A 15664-nucleotide genomic window follows, 5' to 3' on the forward strand; every position below is an offset into this window, starting at 1 on the left:
AGATTGGCGTCAATCGATTGGCGTCCCTGGAGGAATCCATGACCCGTACCAGATTCTCGTTGCGCCGGCTGTTCGCCGCCGGTCTCACCGTGGCCGCCACCGCGGCCACGGCCCTCGTCGCCACGGCCGGACCCGCGGCCGCCGCCACCACCGCCGGCGTCGACGTCTCCCACTACCAGGGCTCCATCAACTGGACCAGCGCCCGCAACGCCGGAATCGAGTTCGCCTTCATCAAGGCCACCGAGGGTACGAGCTACAAGGACCCCAACTTCAACACCAACTACGTCAACGCCTACAACGCCGGGGTGATCCGGGGCGCGTACCACTTCGCCCGGCCGAACATCTCCTCCGGCGCAACCCAGGCCAACTACCTCGCCAGCAACGGCGGGGCCTGGTCGGCGGACAGCCGCACCCTGCCGGCCGCGCTCGACGTCGAGGCCAACCCCTACAGCGGCGGCACCTGCTATGGGCTGACCACCACCGGGATGCGCAACTGGATCCAGGACTTCCTCAACACCTACCGCTCCCGCACCGGCCGGTATGCGGTCATCTACACCACCACGAGCTGGTGGAACCAGTGCACCGGCAGCTGGACGGGCCCGTGGGCCAACCACCCGCTCTGGGTGGCCCGCTGGGCGAGCTCGGTGGGCACCCTGCCCGCCGGCGCCTCGGTCTGGAGCTTCTGGCAGTACACCAGCACCGGCAGCGTCTCCGGGATCAGCGGCAACGTCGACCGCAACTACTGGAACGGCACCCGGGCCCGGCTGGTCGCGCTCGCGAACAACACCTGACCGCCCCCGCAGCCGGCTCGGCGGCAGCGGGACCGGTCATCACCGTACGGTCGATGGCTGGTCCGGCTGCCGCCGTCGCCGGGTCGTGGACCCGTCGGCTCAGGCGCTCTTCCGGCTGGTCAACGGCATGGTCACGGCATCCGTGGCGGTAGCCGTCGCGGTCCGTCGGCTCAGCCGCCAAGCGGCGAGGACGGCGGCGGCGACCGTCACGACGGCGATCGACACGACCAGCGCGGCCACGCCGGCGCTGAGCAGCAGCAGGACGACATCGCCGAGGGCGACGAGCATCCACAGTGCCAGTCTCGGCCGGGCGTCCCTGCGTCGGTAACTCATCTCGCTACCTCCTTCCGTCGTCCCGGGTCAGATACCCCGTACGACGGAAAGTCATGCGAAACGATTTCACCCCCCGCGGGAATCCCCGGGATCAGTTCCTCCGGTCCGGCACGAACCGGCTGGTGATCAGGGCGAAGTTGTCCAGGTTGGCGTTCCAGTCCTTCGCCGCCACCTCCCACCGGATCGCGTACCCCCGGTTGGTGGCGGTGACGAAGCCCCGGTTGCGGACGTGGATGCGGGTGTTGTCCCGGGTCTCCAGCCAGTCCCAGTCCGCGCAGGTGCGGTAGCCGCCACACGCCTTGATGTCGATGTACTGGTAGTTGCTGACGAAATTCCTCCGGTCCGGTTCCTTGCTCTTCCAGTCGGCGACCGCGTCCTTGAGCGGGCTGGACGTCCACTGGATGAACAGCTCCCGCACCCCGTTCGGCTCGGTGATGACGACCGCATCGGAACGGACACTGCGCCGCCAACCCTTCGGCACCGGGACCTTGAACGTCGGCCCCTGGTACATCTCCCAACCCTCCGGCAGCGCGTTCGGGTCGGTGGAGGGGCTGGCCGACGGCGTCGGGCTGGGCGCGGCGCTGGTCGGGGGCGGAGCCGCCGGAGCCGACGTGGGGGCGGCAGAGGACGCGGCGGCACTCGTCGGGTCGGTGCCCTGCGGGGTGCCGTTCTCCGGGTCGTCCGAGCGGGTGAGCAGCGGGACGGCCAGCGCCAAGCCCACCAGCAGCACCGCGACCAGCGCGCCGATCAGCAGGTTACGGCGCTTGTGGTCCGGCGGCGTCCCGTCGTACACCGGGACGGGGGCGACCCCGGCGGCCCCGGCGGGCGGGCTGACCGGCGCGTCGAGCACGGCGGTGGGGTTGGCCGGTGGGGGCGGGTCTTCCCGGCCGGCACGGACCGGTGGGTCGATCATGCTGGTCGGCGCGGCGTCCGCGTCGGCCGGTGCGACAGCCTCGGCGGCCGACCCGGCCTCTTCGCCGGTCGCCGGAGCGTCGGCCGAATCCGCCGGGCCGGGCGGCGCGGCGTCGGCACCGGCCGGCGGGGTGACCTTGGTGGTGGGCCCGGCGTCCACCCCGGCCGGCACCACCGCGGTGGCGTCCGCACCCACGGTCGACGCCCCGGTGACGACCGTCGGCTCCGCCGCGCCACCAGTCGTGGTGGCACCGCCCGCCGTGACCCGAGTGGCGTCGCTGTCGTTCGCGGCGCTGTCCGCCGCCGCCTTCGCGGCTGCTGCCTTCGCGGCTGCGGTGCCGGTGGCGGCTCCCGCTGCGGCGGCCAGGGACGACGAGGTCTTCGCGCCGGTCCCGCCCTGCGCCGGGCGGGGCGCCGGCACCACCGGGGTACGCGGCTCACGTGGACCGTTCGGCCCCGGCCGGCGTACCCCGTCGAGCAGGGAGATGCCCCTGGCCCGCTTGCCGGCGGCGCGGCGCAGCATGCGCTCGGCCACCTCGGCGGTGATCCGCTCGGTCGGGTCCTTGCGGAGCAGGCCGGTCAGCACCGGCTTCAACGGGCCGGCGTTGCGGGCCGGCGGCAGCGGCTCCGTGGCCAGCGCGGCCAGGGTGCCGATCGCCGACGGCCTGGCGTACGGCGACTTGCCCTCCACCGCCGCGTAGAGCGTCGCCCCCAACGACCAGAGGTCCGCCTCCGGCCCGGCGGTGCCGTCCCGGGCCCGCTCCGGCGCGATGTACGCGGGCGAACCGAGCACCATGCCGGTGCGGGTGACGTTCGGGTCGCCGGGGATGGTGGCCAGTCCGAAATCGGTCAGCACCACCCGGCCGTCGGTGCCGAGCAGCACGTTGCCCGGCTTGACGTCCCGGTGCATGACGCCGGCCTTGTGGGCGGCCTTCAACGCGCCCAGCACGCCCAGGCCGATCTCCACCGCACGGGCCGGCGGCACCGGACCGTCCTCGGCGAGGGTGTCCTGCAACGACTTCGACGCCACGTACTCCATGACGATCCACGGGTCACCGTCGGTGCGCAGCACGTCGAAGATGCGGACCACGTTGACGTGGTTGAGCCGGGCGATCGCCCGCGCCTCACGCAACGACCGCTCCCGCATCTCGCGGCGCTCGTCGTCGGTCAGGCTCGGCGGCGGGACGAGTTCCTTGATGGCGACGTCCCGGTGCAGCACCTCGTCACGGGCCTTCCAGACCCGGCCCATGCCGCCCTGACCGAGCGGCGAGAGCAGCCGGTACCGGTCAGCGACGAGTTGGGAAGGCACGTCAGACATCGGTGAGACGGTACCCGGCCCCACCAACGCGTACACCGCCGGCACGCCACTGTGCGACGTGGGTCAACTTGTCGACGCGTACCCTGGCGTCATGTCTGCCGAAGAGCCGCTGTTCCGGGTCGTCCGGGGAGTCCCGACCGCCGAGGAACTGGCCGCGCTGGTGGGCGCGATCGCGCTCCGTTCCCGGCCGGCGGGTCCGCCCCCGCCGGTGACGAAATCCACGTGGGCGCACAGCGCCCGGCCGGCCGGCGCAGCCCCCGCACCCGGTCGCGGTGCCTGGCGCGTCTCCGGCCTGCCCCGCTGACGCTCTCCCCCACCGCGCGGTCCGTCCCCGCTACCCGGCTCGGGGCTGCCGAGATCGACGCCTTGCCACTAATCTCACCCTGGGAGACGGCGTCGTGACAGTCGGGAGGGCCAGTGATCCCAGAGGAGGGCCGCCCAGCTTCCGGGGTGGGTGACTATGGCGGCATCGAGGCCGACATCCGGCAGATGCGGGAGTTCGCCGACCGCCTCCAGGACGAGGTCGACCGGAACTACACGCCGCATCTGCGCTACATCGCCGACGACATGACCGCCGCCGTGCCCAACCCGTGCGACGCCTTCATCGAACTGGTGCACTTCCTCCAGGCGCACTGGGAGACCCAGCAGGCCACCTCCGATCTGGTGCACGGGCTCGCCGGCAACACCGGCCGGCTGGCCGCCGCCGCCCACCGGATCGCCGCCGACTACCAGGGTTCCGACGCGTTCGCCGACGCCCGGGTGGCCGACGTCGAACGCGCCCTGCACGACCCGCGGATCGCCGCCTCCACCCCGCCCACCGACCGTCCCTCGTGGACGACCCCCGAACCCAACAGTCCGGAGAACCCGGGCCCCGTGGTGCTGCCGTGATCGAACGGGGCAGCGGCCGGACGTCCGGCCTCACCGACTGGCAACTGATGGACGTGCTCAGCATGTGGGCGTGCCTCCAGGACCAGGACACGCCGGGGCACTGGAAACACGTTGCCGGCTGGCGCAAGGTCTGCGAACTCGCCCAGAACCACCTGCGGGAACTCCGGCGGTACCGCGCCGGCCTCGCCGAGGCGTGGCCACCGGCGACGAACGCCGCCGCCAGGACGTACCTCGGAGAACTGGACGAGCTGATCAGCAAGGTGCAGCGCACCCACGATACGGCCGCCGCCAACCATGATGCCCTCGCCGCCGTCGCCCGCGCCATCGACAGCACCAGGCCGGAACTCAAGCGGATACGCGACGACTACGCCGAGAAACTCGCGCGCAAGCGTGGTTACGAGGCGACGCTTGCCGACCCCAGGGCGGCGGCGGGCAGCCGGGTGGTGGACCCGCCGGTGACCGATGCGGACCTGGAACGGCTCAACGTGCAGGCACGGGGGTTGATGTTCGGGCTCAGCGGTGAACTCCAACAAGCCCAAACCATGCTCCAAAGACCCCCTGTTACTCGACCCGTCCCAAAGGTTGACGATGAAGTACGCCCAGGTATCACAGATGGCCAATCGGGACCACTCATCCCCCCGATCATTCCCGCGCCCATCGCTCCCACAACAAGAGCCAATCGTTCATCATCGAGCTCTCGACCCAGTTCCCCTTCGGCTGCACCCCGCTCGGGACCTATCCTAGGTGGGGCTAGCGCAACAAACAGCTCTCAATTAATCAATACGGTCCCCCCTAGCGCCACCCCGACAACGCCACCGATGAGCACCATAGGCCCTCAAACAAGTGGGCCCTCCGCATTACCCCAACACCCCCCGGCCCAGATTCACGCGCCCGGAATACCCATAACTTCCGACCCGAAAGGCAGACCACCTTCTGCGCTTTCTCGACCGGCACTCCCTAGCGGATTAATCGGCAGTCCTCCTGGCGTGAATCTCGGGCCACCAAGCAGTGCAGCCTCACCTAAGCACGTGAATCCTATCGGCGGCGTCATCGGAGGGGGGTCAGCCGGAACTGCGCCAACCGGCGCGGCCGGCACTCGGCCCGGCATCGGCCGCACCACTCAATCCGGCGGACTAAACGGCCTACCACCATTCGGCGGGGCACCCAACTTTGGAACCCACCGCAGTCATGAAAGCCGGCCCGATCGGCGCAACCATAGCGACGCACTGCCTCGAGGTTGGGATAAGGATAACCCATGGGAGACAGACGAGGGGGTCAACCCGATCGTATTGCCACCTGAAGACGAGGGCCCGATCGACCCCGGACCAGTAATCGGCTTCAACCGGTGAGACAAAAAGTCACCCATTCCGTAGCAGCACTCACACTAATTGCAGGATTAGCCACTTCACCGCAAGCCTACGCAGCCGCCGATCATGATCGTGAAAAACAGTGGCACCTCTCATATCTGAATACCTCGAAGGCACAAGAAATAAATCAAGGATCGGGGATTGTTGTTGCAGTTCCAGATAGCGGAGTTGACCGCCACCCCGACCTCACCGGCAATATCTTACCCGGGATTGATCTAATTCCCGGCGGCAGCGGCGACGGCAGGAGAGATCGAGATGGCCACGGCACGGGAATGGCCGGCTTAATAGCCGCCCATGGCCAATCGAACAGTCGCGGCATCATTGGAATCGCGCCAAAAGCAAAAATACTTCCGATATTTTACTCACCGCCCCACGAAAATGGAGATATCGACAATCTAGCCGCAGCAGTCGAGTATGCAACAGCAAGGCACGCGGACGTCATCAGCATTTCGGCTGTGGCTTCAATCAGTATCCGCCTAGAACGGGCCGTCAGGGCCGCACTCGATGCGGAAATAATCATTGTTGCAGCTGCGGGAAATCATCCAAATTCCTCAACGGTCGGGTACCCAGCCAGCGAACGCGGAGTTTTGTCGGTCGGGGGCATTGGCCGCGACGGTAAGCGTGCAGCGATTTCTGTCAGTGGGCCAGAGATTGATGTTGTTGCTCCGGCGGTGGACATCTACAGCACCAGCATCAACGGCAAATACCGCAAGGGCACCGGGACGTCCGATGCCACCGCCATTGTGGCTGGGGCGGCGGCGTTGGTCCGGTCGAAGTACCCCTACCTCCCCGCCGCCGAGGTCGTCCACCGGCTCACCGCGACCGCTGTCGACAAGGGTCCACCCGGCCGGGACGACGAATACGGCTACGGCGTCATCGATCTGGTGGCCGCGCTCACCGCCGACGTACCGCCGCTGGGTTTCGAGGGTGCGACGGTGACCCCGCCGAGCGGTGCGACGAGCGCCGCCGCCCAGCCGGCCGGCGACGGCGGTGACGGGGGTTCGGTCGTGCGGGGGTGGGTCACGTTGGGGGTGATCGTGGCGGCCGGCGGTGGGTTCCTGGTGTGGCGTCGACGTCGACGTGCCGACGACCCGCCGCCGAGAATCAGCCGGTAGCGTCGGGCCCGTGTCGAACTCCCTGCCGCTCCGTCTCGTGCTCGCCTCGCAGAGCCCCGCCCGCCGCAAGTTGCTCCAGGCTGCCGGGATCGAACCCGACGTGCTGGTCAGCGGCGTCGACGAATCCCTGGTGGTTGCGGAACGGGCCGAGGACCTGTGTCTGGAGTTGGCCCGGCGCAAGGCGCAGGCCGTCGCCGGGCGGCTGCGTTCCACTCCGGACGAGCGGACGCTCGTGTTGGGCTGTGACTCGGTGCTCGCGTTCGACGGTGAGATCCTCGGCAAGCCGGCGGACGCGGCCGACGCTACCCGCCGTTGGGAGCGGATGCGCGGACGTAGCGGGGTGCTGCACACCGGGCACTACCTGGTCGACGTGGGACACGAATCACGGGTCGGGGCGGTGGCCTCGACGGTCGTGCACTTCGCCGACGTCACCGATGCGGAGATCGCGGCGTACGTGGCCACGGGCGAGCCGTTGGCGGTGGCCGGCGCGTTCACCATCGACGGGTTGGGTGGGGCGTTCCTGACCGGGATCGAGGGTGATCCGGGCACGGTGGTCGGGTTGTCGTTGCCGCTGCTCCGTCGGCTCCTGCACGATCTGGGGCTGAGCGTCACGGACCTGTGGACGAAGGTCGCGCCGGGTGGCCAGGAGGTCCGGCCGCTCGGCTAACGTCCGGTCATGACCACGAAGCCGTTGCCGCTGACGCCGGAACTACAGGCCTACATCGTCGCCCATGGTTCTCCACCTGACGAGATCATCCGTGACCTGGCGGAGGAGACGCGGGCGGTGCTGCCGGCACACGCCGAGATGCAGGTGGCGCCGGAGCAGGCCGCGTTCCTCACCTTCCTGACCCGGCTGCTGGGGGTCCGGCAGGCGGTCGAGGTGGGCACGTTCACCGGGCTGTCGTCGTTGGCGATCGCCCGGGGGCTGCCCGAGGACGGCCGGTTGACCTGCTTCGACATCTCCGAGGAGTTCACCGGCATCGCGCGGTCGTACTGGCAGCGGGCGGGGGTGGCCGAGAAGATCGAGCTGCGGATCGGCCCGGCCGCCGAGACGCTGCGGGAGTTGCCACACGAGCGTCACCTGGACTTCGCCTTCATCGACGCCGACAAGGTCGGCTATCCGGTGTACTGGGCGGAACTGGTGCCCCGGATGCGGGCCGGCGGGGTGATCGCGGTCGACAACACGCTGCGCGCCGGCCGGGTGCTCGCGCCGCGCGACGAGGCCGACCGGGCGATCGCCGCCTTCAACGACGAAGTGCTTGCCGACGTACGCGTCGACGCGGTTCTGCTGCCCCTCGCCGACGGCGTCACCCTGGCCCGGGTGCGCTGAGCGACCGGCCGGGCACCCGGCAGGATCGGCTCACCCGGGCCGATGGTGCGGTGTCGACCTCGTACCGATAGCGCTACGGCGGCGACATGGGTCGATCACCCCGGGGTGGGGCGCGGGCCCCGCCCCGGGGTGGGATCGTCAGCGGACGCTGCGGGCGAACTGGCGGGCCGCCCAGTAGACGCCGGCGGCGGCGAGCACCGCGATGATGGCCAGCCCCTGCCAGACCTTGTCGTTGCCGAGGTCACCGGCGAACAGCGCCCTGGTGCCGTCGACCGCCCAGGAGAACGGGTTCCACTCGGCGACCCCCTGAAGCCAGCCGGGGGCGAAGGTGAGCGGCAGCAGGATGCCGGAGAGCAGCAGCACCGGCTGGGCCACGGTGTTCATCAGCGGGGCGAGCGCGTCCTCGCTCTTGACCTTGAGTGCGACGCCGTACGAGACGGCCGAGGTCATCAGCGCGATCAGGGCCAGCAGCAGGTACGCCAGCAGCAGGTCGCCGATGAAGACCCGCAGATCGAACAGGAGCGCCAGCAGGGTGATGATGACCGCCTGCGTGAGCAGCGAGACGACGTCGCGCAGGGAGCGGCCGAGCAGCAGGGCGAGCCGGCTGATCGGGGTGACCCGGGACCGCTCGATGACGCCGGCGCGCAGCTCGGCGATCAGGCCGAAGCCCTGGAACAGCCCGCCGAAGATGGCCAGCAGCACCAGCAGGCCGGGGACGAAGATCTTGTAGGCGGCGGCCTGGGTGGGCGCGTTCAGCGCCGGCTTGAGCAGCGGGGCGAAGAGCAGCAGGTACATCACCGGCTGGAAGACGCCGACGAAGACCCAGACCGGGTTGCGCAGCAGCAGTTGAAGTTGGCGTTGGAAGATCAGCCAGGTGTCGCGGGCGAATTTCATCCGTGGTCTCCGGTGTCTCAGGACTCGCGCAGCGAGCGGCCGGTCTTGGTGAGGAAGACGTCGTCGAGGCTGGGGCGGTGCAGCTCGATGGAGCTCATGGCCAGCCCGGCGTGGTCGAGCCGGCGCAGGATCTGCGGGATGGCGGTGGCGCCCTCGTCGACGTAGAGGCGCAGCCCACCCTCGTCGGTGGTCTCCAGCTTGTTGAGGTATTCCTCGCCGTCGAGGAGTTGGGCGGCCTGCGGGGTGCTCACCAGGTCCAGGCCGACGAACACCACGTCCCCGGAGATCTCCCGCTTCAGCTCGGCGGGGGTACCCTCGGCGACCACCTCGCCGTGGTCCATGATCGCGATCCGGTCGCAGAGCGCGTCGGCCTCGTCGAGGTAGTGGGTGGTGATGAAGACGGTCATCCCCTCGGTACGCAGCCGGCGGATCTCGTCCCACATGTGCGCGCGGCTCTGCGGGTCGAGGCCGGTGGTCGGCTCGTCCAGAAAGACGATCTTCGGCTCGTGGATGATGCCGAGGGCGATCTCCACCCGTCGCCGCTGACCCCCCGAGTAGGTCTTGCACTTGCGGTCGGCGTACTCGGTGAGCTGGAAGGCCTCCAGGGCGCGGACGGCGCGGCGGTGTGCTTCGGCCTTGCCGATGCCGTACATCCGGGCGTGCAGGACGAGTTCCTCGCGGGCGGTGCTCTCGTCCCAGGTGCTGCCGCCCTGGGCGACGTAGCCGATCCGGCGGCGCACCTCGGCCGGGTCCTTGCGCAGGTCGGCGCCCGCGATGGTGGCCTCACCGCCGTCCGGCTCGATGAGCGTGGCGAGCATTCGCAGGGTGGTGGTCTTGCCGGCGCCGTTGGGGCCGAGGAAGCCGAAGATCTCCCCCGCCTTGACCTGAAGGTTCACCCCCCGGACGGCGTCGACCGTTTTCGTCTCCCGACCCTGCCGGGAGCGGAACGACTTCCGCAGCCCCCTGGTCTCGATCATTTCTGCTCCTGGTCGTCCGGGCCGGGTCGTGCCGGCCGCTCTCTGCCCCGAGGCACCGTGCGGCGCACTCCCCACCATCGGGTCGGGAGCAGGCTAACGCGATATAGCTTCAATGGTCAACTTTGATTATTACTTTTCCGGTCGGACGGCGAACCACCATCGGTCCAGCCGGGCCAGACGTCCGCCCCCGCCAGCCCAGCAGGCAGGTACGACACCCCCGAGTCGATCCGGTCGGCGATCCGCCCGCACCACGCCATCTCCGCCTCGGCCCGGGCCAACCACAGCTCGAACATCCAGGCCACGTGCACCGGCCTGCTGTTGCGTGCCCAGTCGGAGTCCAACGAGGCACGCATCCACTCGACACCGGCACGCAGCAGGTTCGCCCGGTTGCGCAGAGCCGCCGCCGCCTCCTCGCGGGGCATCGCCGGCAGGAACGAGAAGGCCGCCGCGAACGGGTCCGGCACCTCGTGCAGCTGCCACCACTGCGCCCGCAGCAACGTCTCGAACTCCTCGTCCCCCTTGGGCGTCACCTCGTACGTGGTACGCGCCGGACGGGCCCCGACCTGCTCGGTCGCGACCGTCCGCAACAGCCCCTCCTCGGCCAGCTTGCGTAACGCGTGATAGATCGAGCCGGGCTGCACGTTCGCCCACTTGTCGGCGCCCCAGCTCAACAGCTCGCGGCGCACGTCGTAGCCGTGTACGGGCTGCATCCACCGGACCAGCCCCAGGATCATCATCCGAGTCGCAGACACCGCACAAGCGTAATAGCCAAGTTTGACTAACCCATCGGGCTACAGTGCGACATCCCACACTGAATGATCGTTAGGGGGCCTCCGGGCTGCCGATACACTCCCGAGGCAACGACCCCGGGAGGAGCACCAGGTGCGCAAGGTACTCATCGCGAACCGTGGCGAGATCGCCGTCCGCGTCATCCGGGCCTGTCGCGACGCCGGTCTGGGCAGCGTCGCCGTCTACGCCGACTCCGACCGGGACGCCCTGCACACCACCCTCGCCGACGAGGCGTACGCCCTCGGCGGCGACACCGCCGCCGACAGCTACCTGCGCATCGACAAGCTGATCGAGGTGGCCCGGCGGGCCGGCGCGGACGCCGTACACCCGGGTTACGGCTTCCTCTCCGAGAACGCCGACTTCGCCCAGGCCGTGCTGGACGCGGGCCTGACCTGGATCGGCCCGACCCCGCAGGCGATCCGCGACCTCGGCGACAAGGTCACCGCCCGGCACATCGCCCAGCGGGCCGGCGCACCCCTGGTCCCCGGCACCGCCGACCCGGTCGCCGACGCCGACGAGGTGACCGCCTTCGCCGTGGAGCACGGCCTGCCGGTCGCCATCAAGGCCGCCTTCGGCGGGGGCGGGCGGGGCCTCAAGGTGGCCCGCACCCTGGAGGAGATCCCGCACCTGTTCGAGTCGGCCACCCGGGAGGCGGTCGCCGCGTTCGGGCGTGGCGAGTGCTTCGTCGAGCGCTACCTCGACCAGCCCCGGCACGTCGAGGCGCAGGTCCTGGCCGACCGGCACGGCAACGTCGTCGTCGTCGGCACCCGGGACTGCTCCCTGCAACGCCGGCACCAGAAGCTGGTCGAGGAGGCCCCCGCGCCGTTCCTCACCGACGCGCAGCGCCGGCAGATCCACGACAGCGCCAAGGCGATCTGCCGGGAGGCCGGCTACCACGGCGCCGGCACGGTGGAATACCTGGTCGGCGCGGACGGCACCATCTCCTTCCTGGAGGTCAACACCCGGCTCCAGGTGGAACACCCGGTCACCGAGGAGACCGCCGGCGTCGACCTCGTCCGCGAGCAGTTCCGGATCGCCGACGGCGAGAAGCTGCGGCTCACCGCGGACCCGACCCCCCGTGGGCACGCCATCGAGTTCCGGATCAACGGCGAGGACCCGGGCCGCAACTTCCTGCCCGCCCCCGGCACCATCACCGCGCTGCGGCTGCCCAGCGGCCCCGGAGTCCGGGTCGACACCGGGGTGAGCGCGGGCAACGTGATCGGTGGCAACTTCGACTCGCTGCTGGCCAAGGTGATCGTCACCGGCGAGACCCGCGCCGAGGCGATCGAGCGGGCCCGCCGGGTGCTCGACGAGATGGTCGTCGAGGGGATGGCCACCGCGCTGCCGTTCCACCGCCTCGTCGTCCGCGACCCGGCGTTCACCAGCGAGCCGTTCACCGTGCACACCCGGTGGATCGAGACCGAGTTCGACAACACCGTCCCGGCGTTCACCCCGACCGCCGGCCCCGCCGAGGCGGCGGCGGCACGCGAGACCGTCGTGGTCGAGGTGGGCGGCAAGCGGCTGGAGGTCACCCTCCCCGCCGGCCTCACCGGGGGTACGACCACCGCCGCCCCCGCCGCCCGCCGGCCGGCCCGTCGCGGCAGCGGCACCGGCACGGGTACGGCGGTCAGCGGCGACGCGCTCACCTCCCCCATGCAGGGCACCATCGTCAAGATCGCCGTCGCGGACGGGGACACCGTCGCCGAGGGGGACCTGGTGGTCGTCCTGGAGGCGATGAAGATGGAGCAGCCGTTGCACGCCCACAAGGCGGGCACGGTCGCCGGGCTCGCCGCCGAGGTCGGTGCGGTGCTCACCGCCGGAGCGGCGATCTGCACCATCTCCTGAGCCGCTTCACGACCCCGCCGTCGGTTCCGTTCTTTCGCCGTACCCCCTGGTGGGGCCGACGGATCCCCGGCCTCCCGCCGCCGGACGGCTCCCGCAGCGGTGGGGTGGTGTGAGCCACCGACGGCGGCGGGACGGGCCGGAAGCGGGAATGATGGTCGGGTGAGGTTCCTTCATGGCGCGGTGCCCGCGCACGACCTGACCTACAACGACGTCTTCATGGCCCCGGCCCGCTCCGAGGTGGGTTCGCGGCTCGACGTCGACCTGTCCACCGGTGACGGCACCGGCACCACCATCCCGCTGGTGGTGGCGAACATGACGGCGGTGGCCGGCCGCCGGATGGCCGAGACGGTCGCCCGGCGCGGCGCGATCGCGGTCATCCCGCAGGACATCCCGATCGAGGTGGTCGCCACCGTGGTCGAGTGGGTCAAGCAGCGGCACCTGGTGCACGACACCCCGATCACGCTGGGCCCGACCGACACCGTCGGCGACGCCATCCACCTGCTGCCCAAGAAGTCGCACGGCGCGGTGGTGGTGGTCGACGAGGCCGGCCGGCCGGTGGGGGTGGTCACCGAGGCGGACACCCACGAGGTGGACCGGTTCGCCCAGCTCCAGAACGTGATGTCGACGGAGCTGCACACCGTGCCGGCCGACGCCGACCCGCGTACCGGATTCGAACGGCTCAACGCGGGACGGCGGCGACTGGCCCCGGTGGTCGACGACGACGGCCGCCTGGTCGGGGTGCTCACCCGGCAGGGCGCGCTGCGGGCCACCCTCTACAAGCCGGCCGTCGACGACCGGGGGCGGCTACGCATCGCGGCGGCCGTCGGCATCAACGGCGACGTCACCGGCAAGGCCGAGGCGCTGCTCGCGGCGGGGGTCGACACCCTGGTGGTGGACACCGCGCACGGGCACCAGGAACGGATGATCTCCGCGCTGCGGGCGGTCCGCAAGCTCGACCCGCCGGTCCCCGTGGCGGCCGGCAACGTGGTCACCGCCGAGGGGGTACGCGACCTGGTCGAGGCCGGCGCGGACATCGTCAAGGTCGGGGTGGGCCCGGGGGCGATGTGCACCACCCGGATGATGACCGGGGTCGGCCGGCCACAGTTCTCCGCCGTGCTGGACTGCGCGGCGGCGGCCCGCGCCCTCGGCCGGCACGTCTGGGCCGACGGCGGGGTACGCCACCCCCGGGACGTGGCGCTGGCGTTAGCCGCCGGAGCGTCCAACGTGATGGTGGGCTCCTGGTTCGCCGGCACCTACGAGTCGCCCGGTGACCTCTACACCGAGCCGGACGGGCGACGCTACAAGGAGAGCTTCGGGATGGCCTCGTCGCGGGCCGTCAGCGCCCGGACCGCCGAGGACAGCGCCTTCGACCGGGCCCGGAAGGCGATCTTCGAGGAGGGCATCTCCACCGCCCGGATGTACCTGGACCCGGCCCGTCCCGGCGTCGAGGATCTGATCGACGAGATCATCTCCGGGGTACGCAGCGCCTGCACCTACGCCGGCGCCCGCACCCTCGACGAGTTCCACGAGCGCGCCCTGGTCGGCGTCCAGAGTCACGCCGGCTACACCGAAGGCATGCCCCTCCCCACCAGCTGGTAACTCCCCCTCCCACACCCCGCCCTTGCCCCGCCCCGCCCCGCCCGCTCCCGTCCCACCCCGCCCCGTCTTGTCCCGGTGATCAAGAGGTTTACGTCACCCGCGCCCCACCAGCTGACGCTTTCCTCTTGATCACCGCCCAGCAACCCGCCCCGCCCCGGTGATCAAGAGGTTTACGTCATCCATTCGCCACCAGCTGACGCTTTCCTCTTGATCACCGCACCAATCACCCCACCGGCGCCGATGATCAAGAGATTTGCGTCAGATTATCGCGCCGAGTTGACGTAAACCTCTTGATCACCGGGGCAAGACGGGGCGGGAGCGGACGGGGCGAGACGGGGACCGGAGGCGGAGACGGGGACCGGAGGCGGGGGTGAGACGGGCGGGGATGGGGAGGGTCAGGGTGGGGGGAAGAGGCGGCGGATGACGGTGCGGGCGGCGGCGCGGGGGTCGGCCTCGACGTCGGGGGGTAGTGCGCCGGAGAGCCAGAGGGTGGCGAAGCCGTGCACGATCGACCAGGCGGCCAGCGCGTCCGTGCGCGCTTCGCCCGGTTCGGCCCGGTCGGGCGGTAGCGTCGCCACGCCGGTGTGCAGCGCCGCGCCGGCCCGTTCCCGGGCGGCCCGGACCTCGGGGGCGTCGGCCCGGTAGAGGTCGGGTCGGAACATCACCTCGAAGTGCGCGCGGTGACGGACGGCGAAGTCCACGTACGCCACGCCCACGTCGAGCAGGTCGTCGCCCGCTGCGGTCAGGGCGGCGGCGAGCAGGTCGAACCCCTCGACGGCGAGGGCGGTGAGCAGTCCCGCCTTGTCGCCGAAGTGGTGGGTCGGTGCGGCGTGGGAGACGCCGGTACGGCGGGCGAGGTCGCGCAGGCTCAGGGCCGCCGGCCCGGCTTCCTCGATCGCCGCAACGGCCGCCTGGAGCAGGACGCGGGGCAGGTCGCCGTGGTGGTAGGGCCGGGTGACGGTCATGACACCAGGATAACTTTGCATTGACAAGAAGGCCATCCGCGATCCAATCTTGTCAGCATAAAGATTTGCGACCGAGGAGGCATCCATGGTTCCGTTCATCGCTCTGCTCGTCGGCGCCGTCGCCGCACGCCTGGCCGGACTGGCCGGCGTGGACGCGCTCGACGGCTGGCACCCCGCACTCCGTGTCGGGCTGGCACTACTGTTCGTCATGACCGGTTTCGCCCATTTCGTCTCGCCCCGTCGGGAGGATCTGATCGCCATGGTTCCGCCCCGGCTACCCCGACCCGGCACGCTGGTCACCGTCACCGGGGTGCTGGAACTGGCCGGCGCGGTCGGGCTGCTGATCCCGGCCACCGCCCGTCCGGCCGCCGCCGGGTTGGCGCTGCTGATGGTGGCGATGTTCCCCGCGAACGTCTCGGCGGCCCGGCGACGCCTGACCCTGGCGGGCCGCCCGGTCACCCCGCTGGGCATCCGTACGGCGATGCAGATTCTCTACGTCGGCACCGCCCTGACCATTCTGTTTGGCCCCTGACGGTTTGGG

General features: G+C 70.5%; 15 protein-coding genes. 9 read left to right on the plus strand and 6 right to left on the minus strand.

Features of this window, described 5'->3' with window-relative positions; all coding sequences use genetic code 11:
• Nucleotides 1–38: 38 nt before the first annotated feature.
• Nucleotides 39–791 (plus strand): GH25 family lysozyme, encoded by a 753-nt coding sequence (locus ACWCHM_RS23435; RefSeq protein ID WP_204956426.1) that lies wholly within the window; start codon nucleotides 39–41, stop codon nucleotides 789–791.
• Nucleotides 792–890: 99 nt separating this feature from the next.
• Here ACWCHM_RS23435 and ACWCHM_RS23440 read toward each other — a convergent pair whose 3' ends face one another.
• On the minus strand, nucleotides 891–1124 hold the full coding sequence (locus ACWCHM_RS23440) for a hypothetical protein (protein ID WP_454219827.1): 234 nt from the start codon (nucleotides 1122–1124) through the stop codon (nucleotides 891–893).
• 91 nt (nucleotides 1125–1215) lie between these two features.
• Nucleotides 1216–3354: a serine/threonine-protein kinase gene (locus tag ACWCHM_RS23445; RefSeq protein WP_454219828.1), complete on the minus strand. Its 2139-nt coding sequence runs from the start codon at nucleotides 3352–3354 to the stop codon at nucleotides 1216–1218.
• Nucleotides 3355–3445: 91 nt separating this feature from the next.
• On the opposite strand from ACWCHM_RS23445, the gene ACWCHM_RS23450 reads away from it, so the two are divergent.
• The 5 genes from ACWCHM_RS23450 to ACWCHM_RS23470 all read left to right on the plus strand — a co-directional run bounded on the left by ACWCHM_RS23450 (nucleotide 3446) and on the right by ACWCHM_RS23470 (nucleotide 8054).
• On the plus strand, nucleotides 3446–3658 hold the full coding sequence (locus tag ACWCHM_RS23450; protein WP_454219829.1) for an acyl-CoA carboxylase subunit epsilon: 213 nt from the start codon (nucleotides 3446–3448) through the stop codon (nucleotides 3656–3658).
• 113 nt (nucleotides 3659–3771) lie between these two features.
• Entirely contained in the window at nucleotides 3772–4242 is a 471-nt protein-coding gene (locus tag ACWCHM_RS23455; protein WP_454219831.1) for a hypothetical protein, read from the plus strand.
• Nucleotides 4243–5587: 1345 nt separating this feature from the next.
• Nucleotides 5588–6724 (plus strand): type VII secretion-associated serine protease mycosin, encoded by a 1137-nt coding sequence (gene mycP / locus ACWCHM_RS23460; RefSeq protein WP_454219832.1) that lies wholly within the window; start codon nucleotides 5588–5590, stop codon nucleotides 6722–6724.
• A 10-nt stretch (nucleotides 6725–6734) separates the two neighbouring features.
• On the plus strand, nucleotides 6735–7391 hold the full coding sequence (locus ACWCHM_RS23465) for a Maf family protein (RefSeq protein ID WP_454219833.1): 657 nt from the start codon (nucleotides 6735–6737) through the stop codon (nucleotides 7389–7391).
• Nucleotides 7392–7400: 9 nt separating this feature from the next.
• Complete coding sequence (locus ACWCHM_RS23470) at nucleotides 7401–8054, plus strand: O-methyltransferase (protein ID WP_204956419.1); 654 nt, start codon at nucleotides 7401–7403, stop codon at nucleotides 8052–8054.
• 138 nt (nucleotides 8055–8192) lie between these two features.
• Here the strand turns inward: ACWCHM_RS23470 and ACWCHM_RS23475 are convergent, their stop codons facing one another.
• The 3 genes from ACWCHM_RS23475 to ACWCHM_RS23485 form a co-directional block, all read right to left on the minus strand.
• Nucleotides 8193–8948 carry an ABC transporter permease gene (locus tag ACWCHM_RS23475; protein ID WP_204956418.1) on the minus strand — a complete coding sequence of 252 codons (756 nt, stop codon included), beginning with the start codon at nucleotides 8946–8948 and terminating at the stop codon, nucleotides 8193–8195.
• 17 nt (nucleotides 8949–8965) lie between these two features.
• Nucleotides 8966–9925 (minus strand): ATP-binding cassette domain-containing protein, encoded by a 960-nt coding sequence (locus tag ACWCHM_RS23480; protein ID WP_454219834.1) that lies wholly within the window; start codon nucleotides 9923–9925, stop codon nucleotides 8966–8968.
• A 116-nt stretch (nucleotides 9926–10041) separates the two neighbouring features.
• Nucleotides 10042–10662 (minus strand): PadR family transcriptional regulator, encoded by a 621-nt coding sequence (locus ACWCHM_RS23485; protein ID WP_204957250.1) that lies wholly within the window; start codon nucleotides 10660–10662, stop codon nucleotides 10042–10044.
• Nucleotides 10663–10807: 145 nt separating this feature from the next.
• Between ACWCHM_RS23485 and ACWCHM_RS23490 the strand changes: the two genes are divergently transcribed.
• Together ACWCHM_RS23490 and ACWCHM_RS23495 are read left to right on the plus strand one after the other, a co-directional pair.
• Nucleotides 10808–12559: an acetyl/propionyl/methylcrotonyl-CoA carboxylase subunit alpha gene (locus ACWCHM_RS23490; protein WP_454219835.1), complete on the plus strand. Its 1752-nt coding sequence runs from the start codon at nucleotides 10808–10810 to the stop codon at nucleotides 12557–12559.
• Between the two features lie 159 nt (nucleotides 12560–12718).
• Nucleotides 12719–14158 (plus strand): GuaB1 family IMP dehydrogenase-related protein, encoded by a 1440-nt coding sequence (locus ACWCHM_RS23495; protein ID WP_454219837.1) that lies wholly within the window; start codon nucleotides 12719–12721, stop codon nucleotides 14156–14158.
• Between the two features lie 395 nt (nucleotides 14159–14553).
• Here ACWCHM_RS23495 and ACWCHM_RS23500 read toward each other — a convergent pair whose 3' ends face one another.
• On the minus strand, nucleotides 14554–15123 hold the full coding sequence (locus ACWCHM_RS23500; protein ID WP_204956414.1) for a TetR/AcrR family transcriptional regulator: 570 nt from the start codon (nucleotides 15121–15123) through the stop codon (nucleotides 14554–14556).
• Between the two features lie 85 nt (nucleotides 15124–15208).
• Between ACWCHM_RS23500 and ACWCHM_RS23505 the strand changes: the two genes are divergently transcribed.
• On the plus strand, nucleotides 15209–15655 hold the full coding sequence (locus ACWCHM_RS23505) for a DoxX family protein (protein WP_454219838.1): 447 nt from the start codon (nucleotides 15209–15211) through the stop codon (nucleotides 15653–15655).
• The last annotated feature ends 9 nt before the right edge of the window (nucleotides 15656–15664 follow it).

This window comes from Micromonospora sp. SCSIO 07396 (assembly GCF_053667945.1).

Bases quoted from the DNA above. Each gene is read 5' to 3' on its own strand.
- ACWCHM_RS23505 (WP_454219838.1), top strand. From the start codon at position 15,209: ATGGTTCCGTTCATCGCTCTGCTCGTCGGCGCCGTCGCCGCACGCCTG.
- ACWCHM_RS23435 (WP_204956426.1), top strand. From the start codon at position 39: ATGACCCGTACCAGATTCTCGTTGCGCCGGCTGTTCGCCGCCGGTCTC.
- ACWCHM_RS23480 (WP_454219834.1), bottom strand. From the start codon at position 9,925: ATGATCGAGACCAGGGGGCTGCGGAAGTCGTTCCGCTCCCGGCAGGGT.
- ACWCHM_RS23470 (WP_204956419.1), top strand. From the start codon at position 7,401: ATGACCACGAAGCCGTTGCCGCTGACGCCGGAACTACAGGCCTACATC.
- ACWCHM_RS23485 (WP_204957250.1), bottom strand. From the start codon at position 10,662: ATGATGATCCTGGGGCTGGTCCGGTGGATGCAGCCCGTACACGGCTAC.
- ACWCHM_RS23445 (WP_454219828.1), bottom strand. From the start codon at position 3,354: ATGTCTGACGTGCCTTCCCAACTCGTCGCTGACCGGTACCGGCTGCTC.
- ACWCHM_RS23500 (WP_204956414.1), bottom strand. From the start codon at position 15,123: ATGACCGTCACCCGGCCCTACCACCACGGCGACCTGCCCCGCGTCCTG.
- ACWCHM_RS23450 (WP_454219829.1), top strand. From the start codon at position 3,446: ATGTCTGCCGAAGAGCCGCTGTTCCGGGTCGTCCGGGGAGTCCCGACC.
- ACWCHM_RS23440 (WP_454219827.1), bottom strand. From the start codon at position 1,124: ATGAGTTACCGACGCAGGGACGCCCGGCCGAGACTGGCACTGTGGATG.
- ACWCHM_RS23475 (WP_204956418.1), bottom strand. From the start codon at position 8,948: ATGAAATTCGCCCGCGACACCTGGCTGATCTTCCAACGCCAACTTCAA.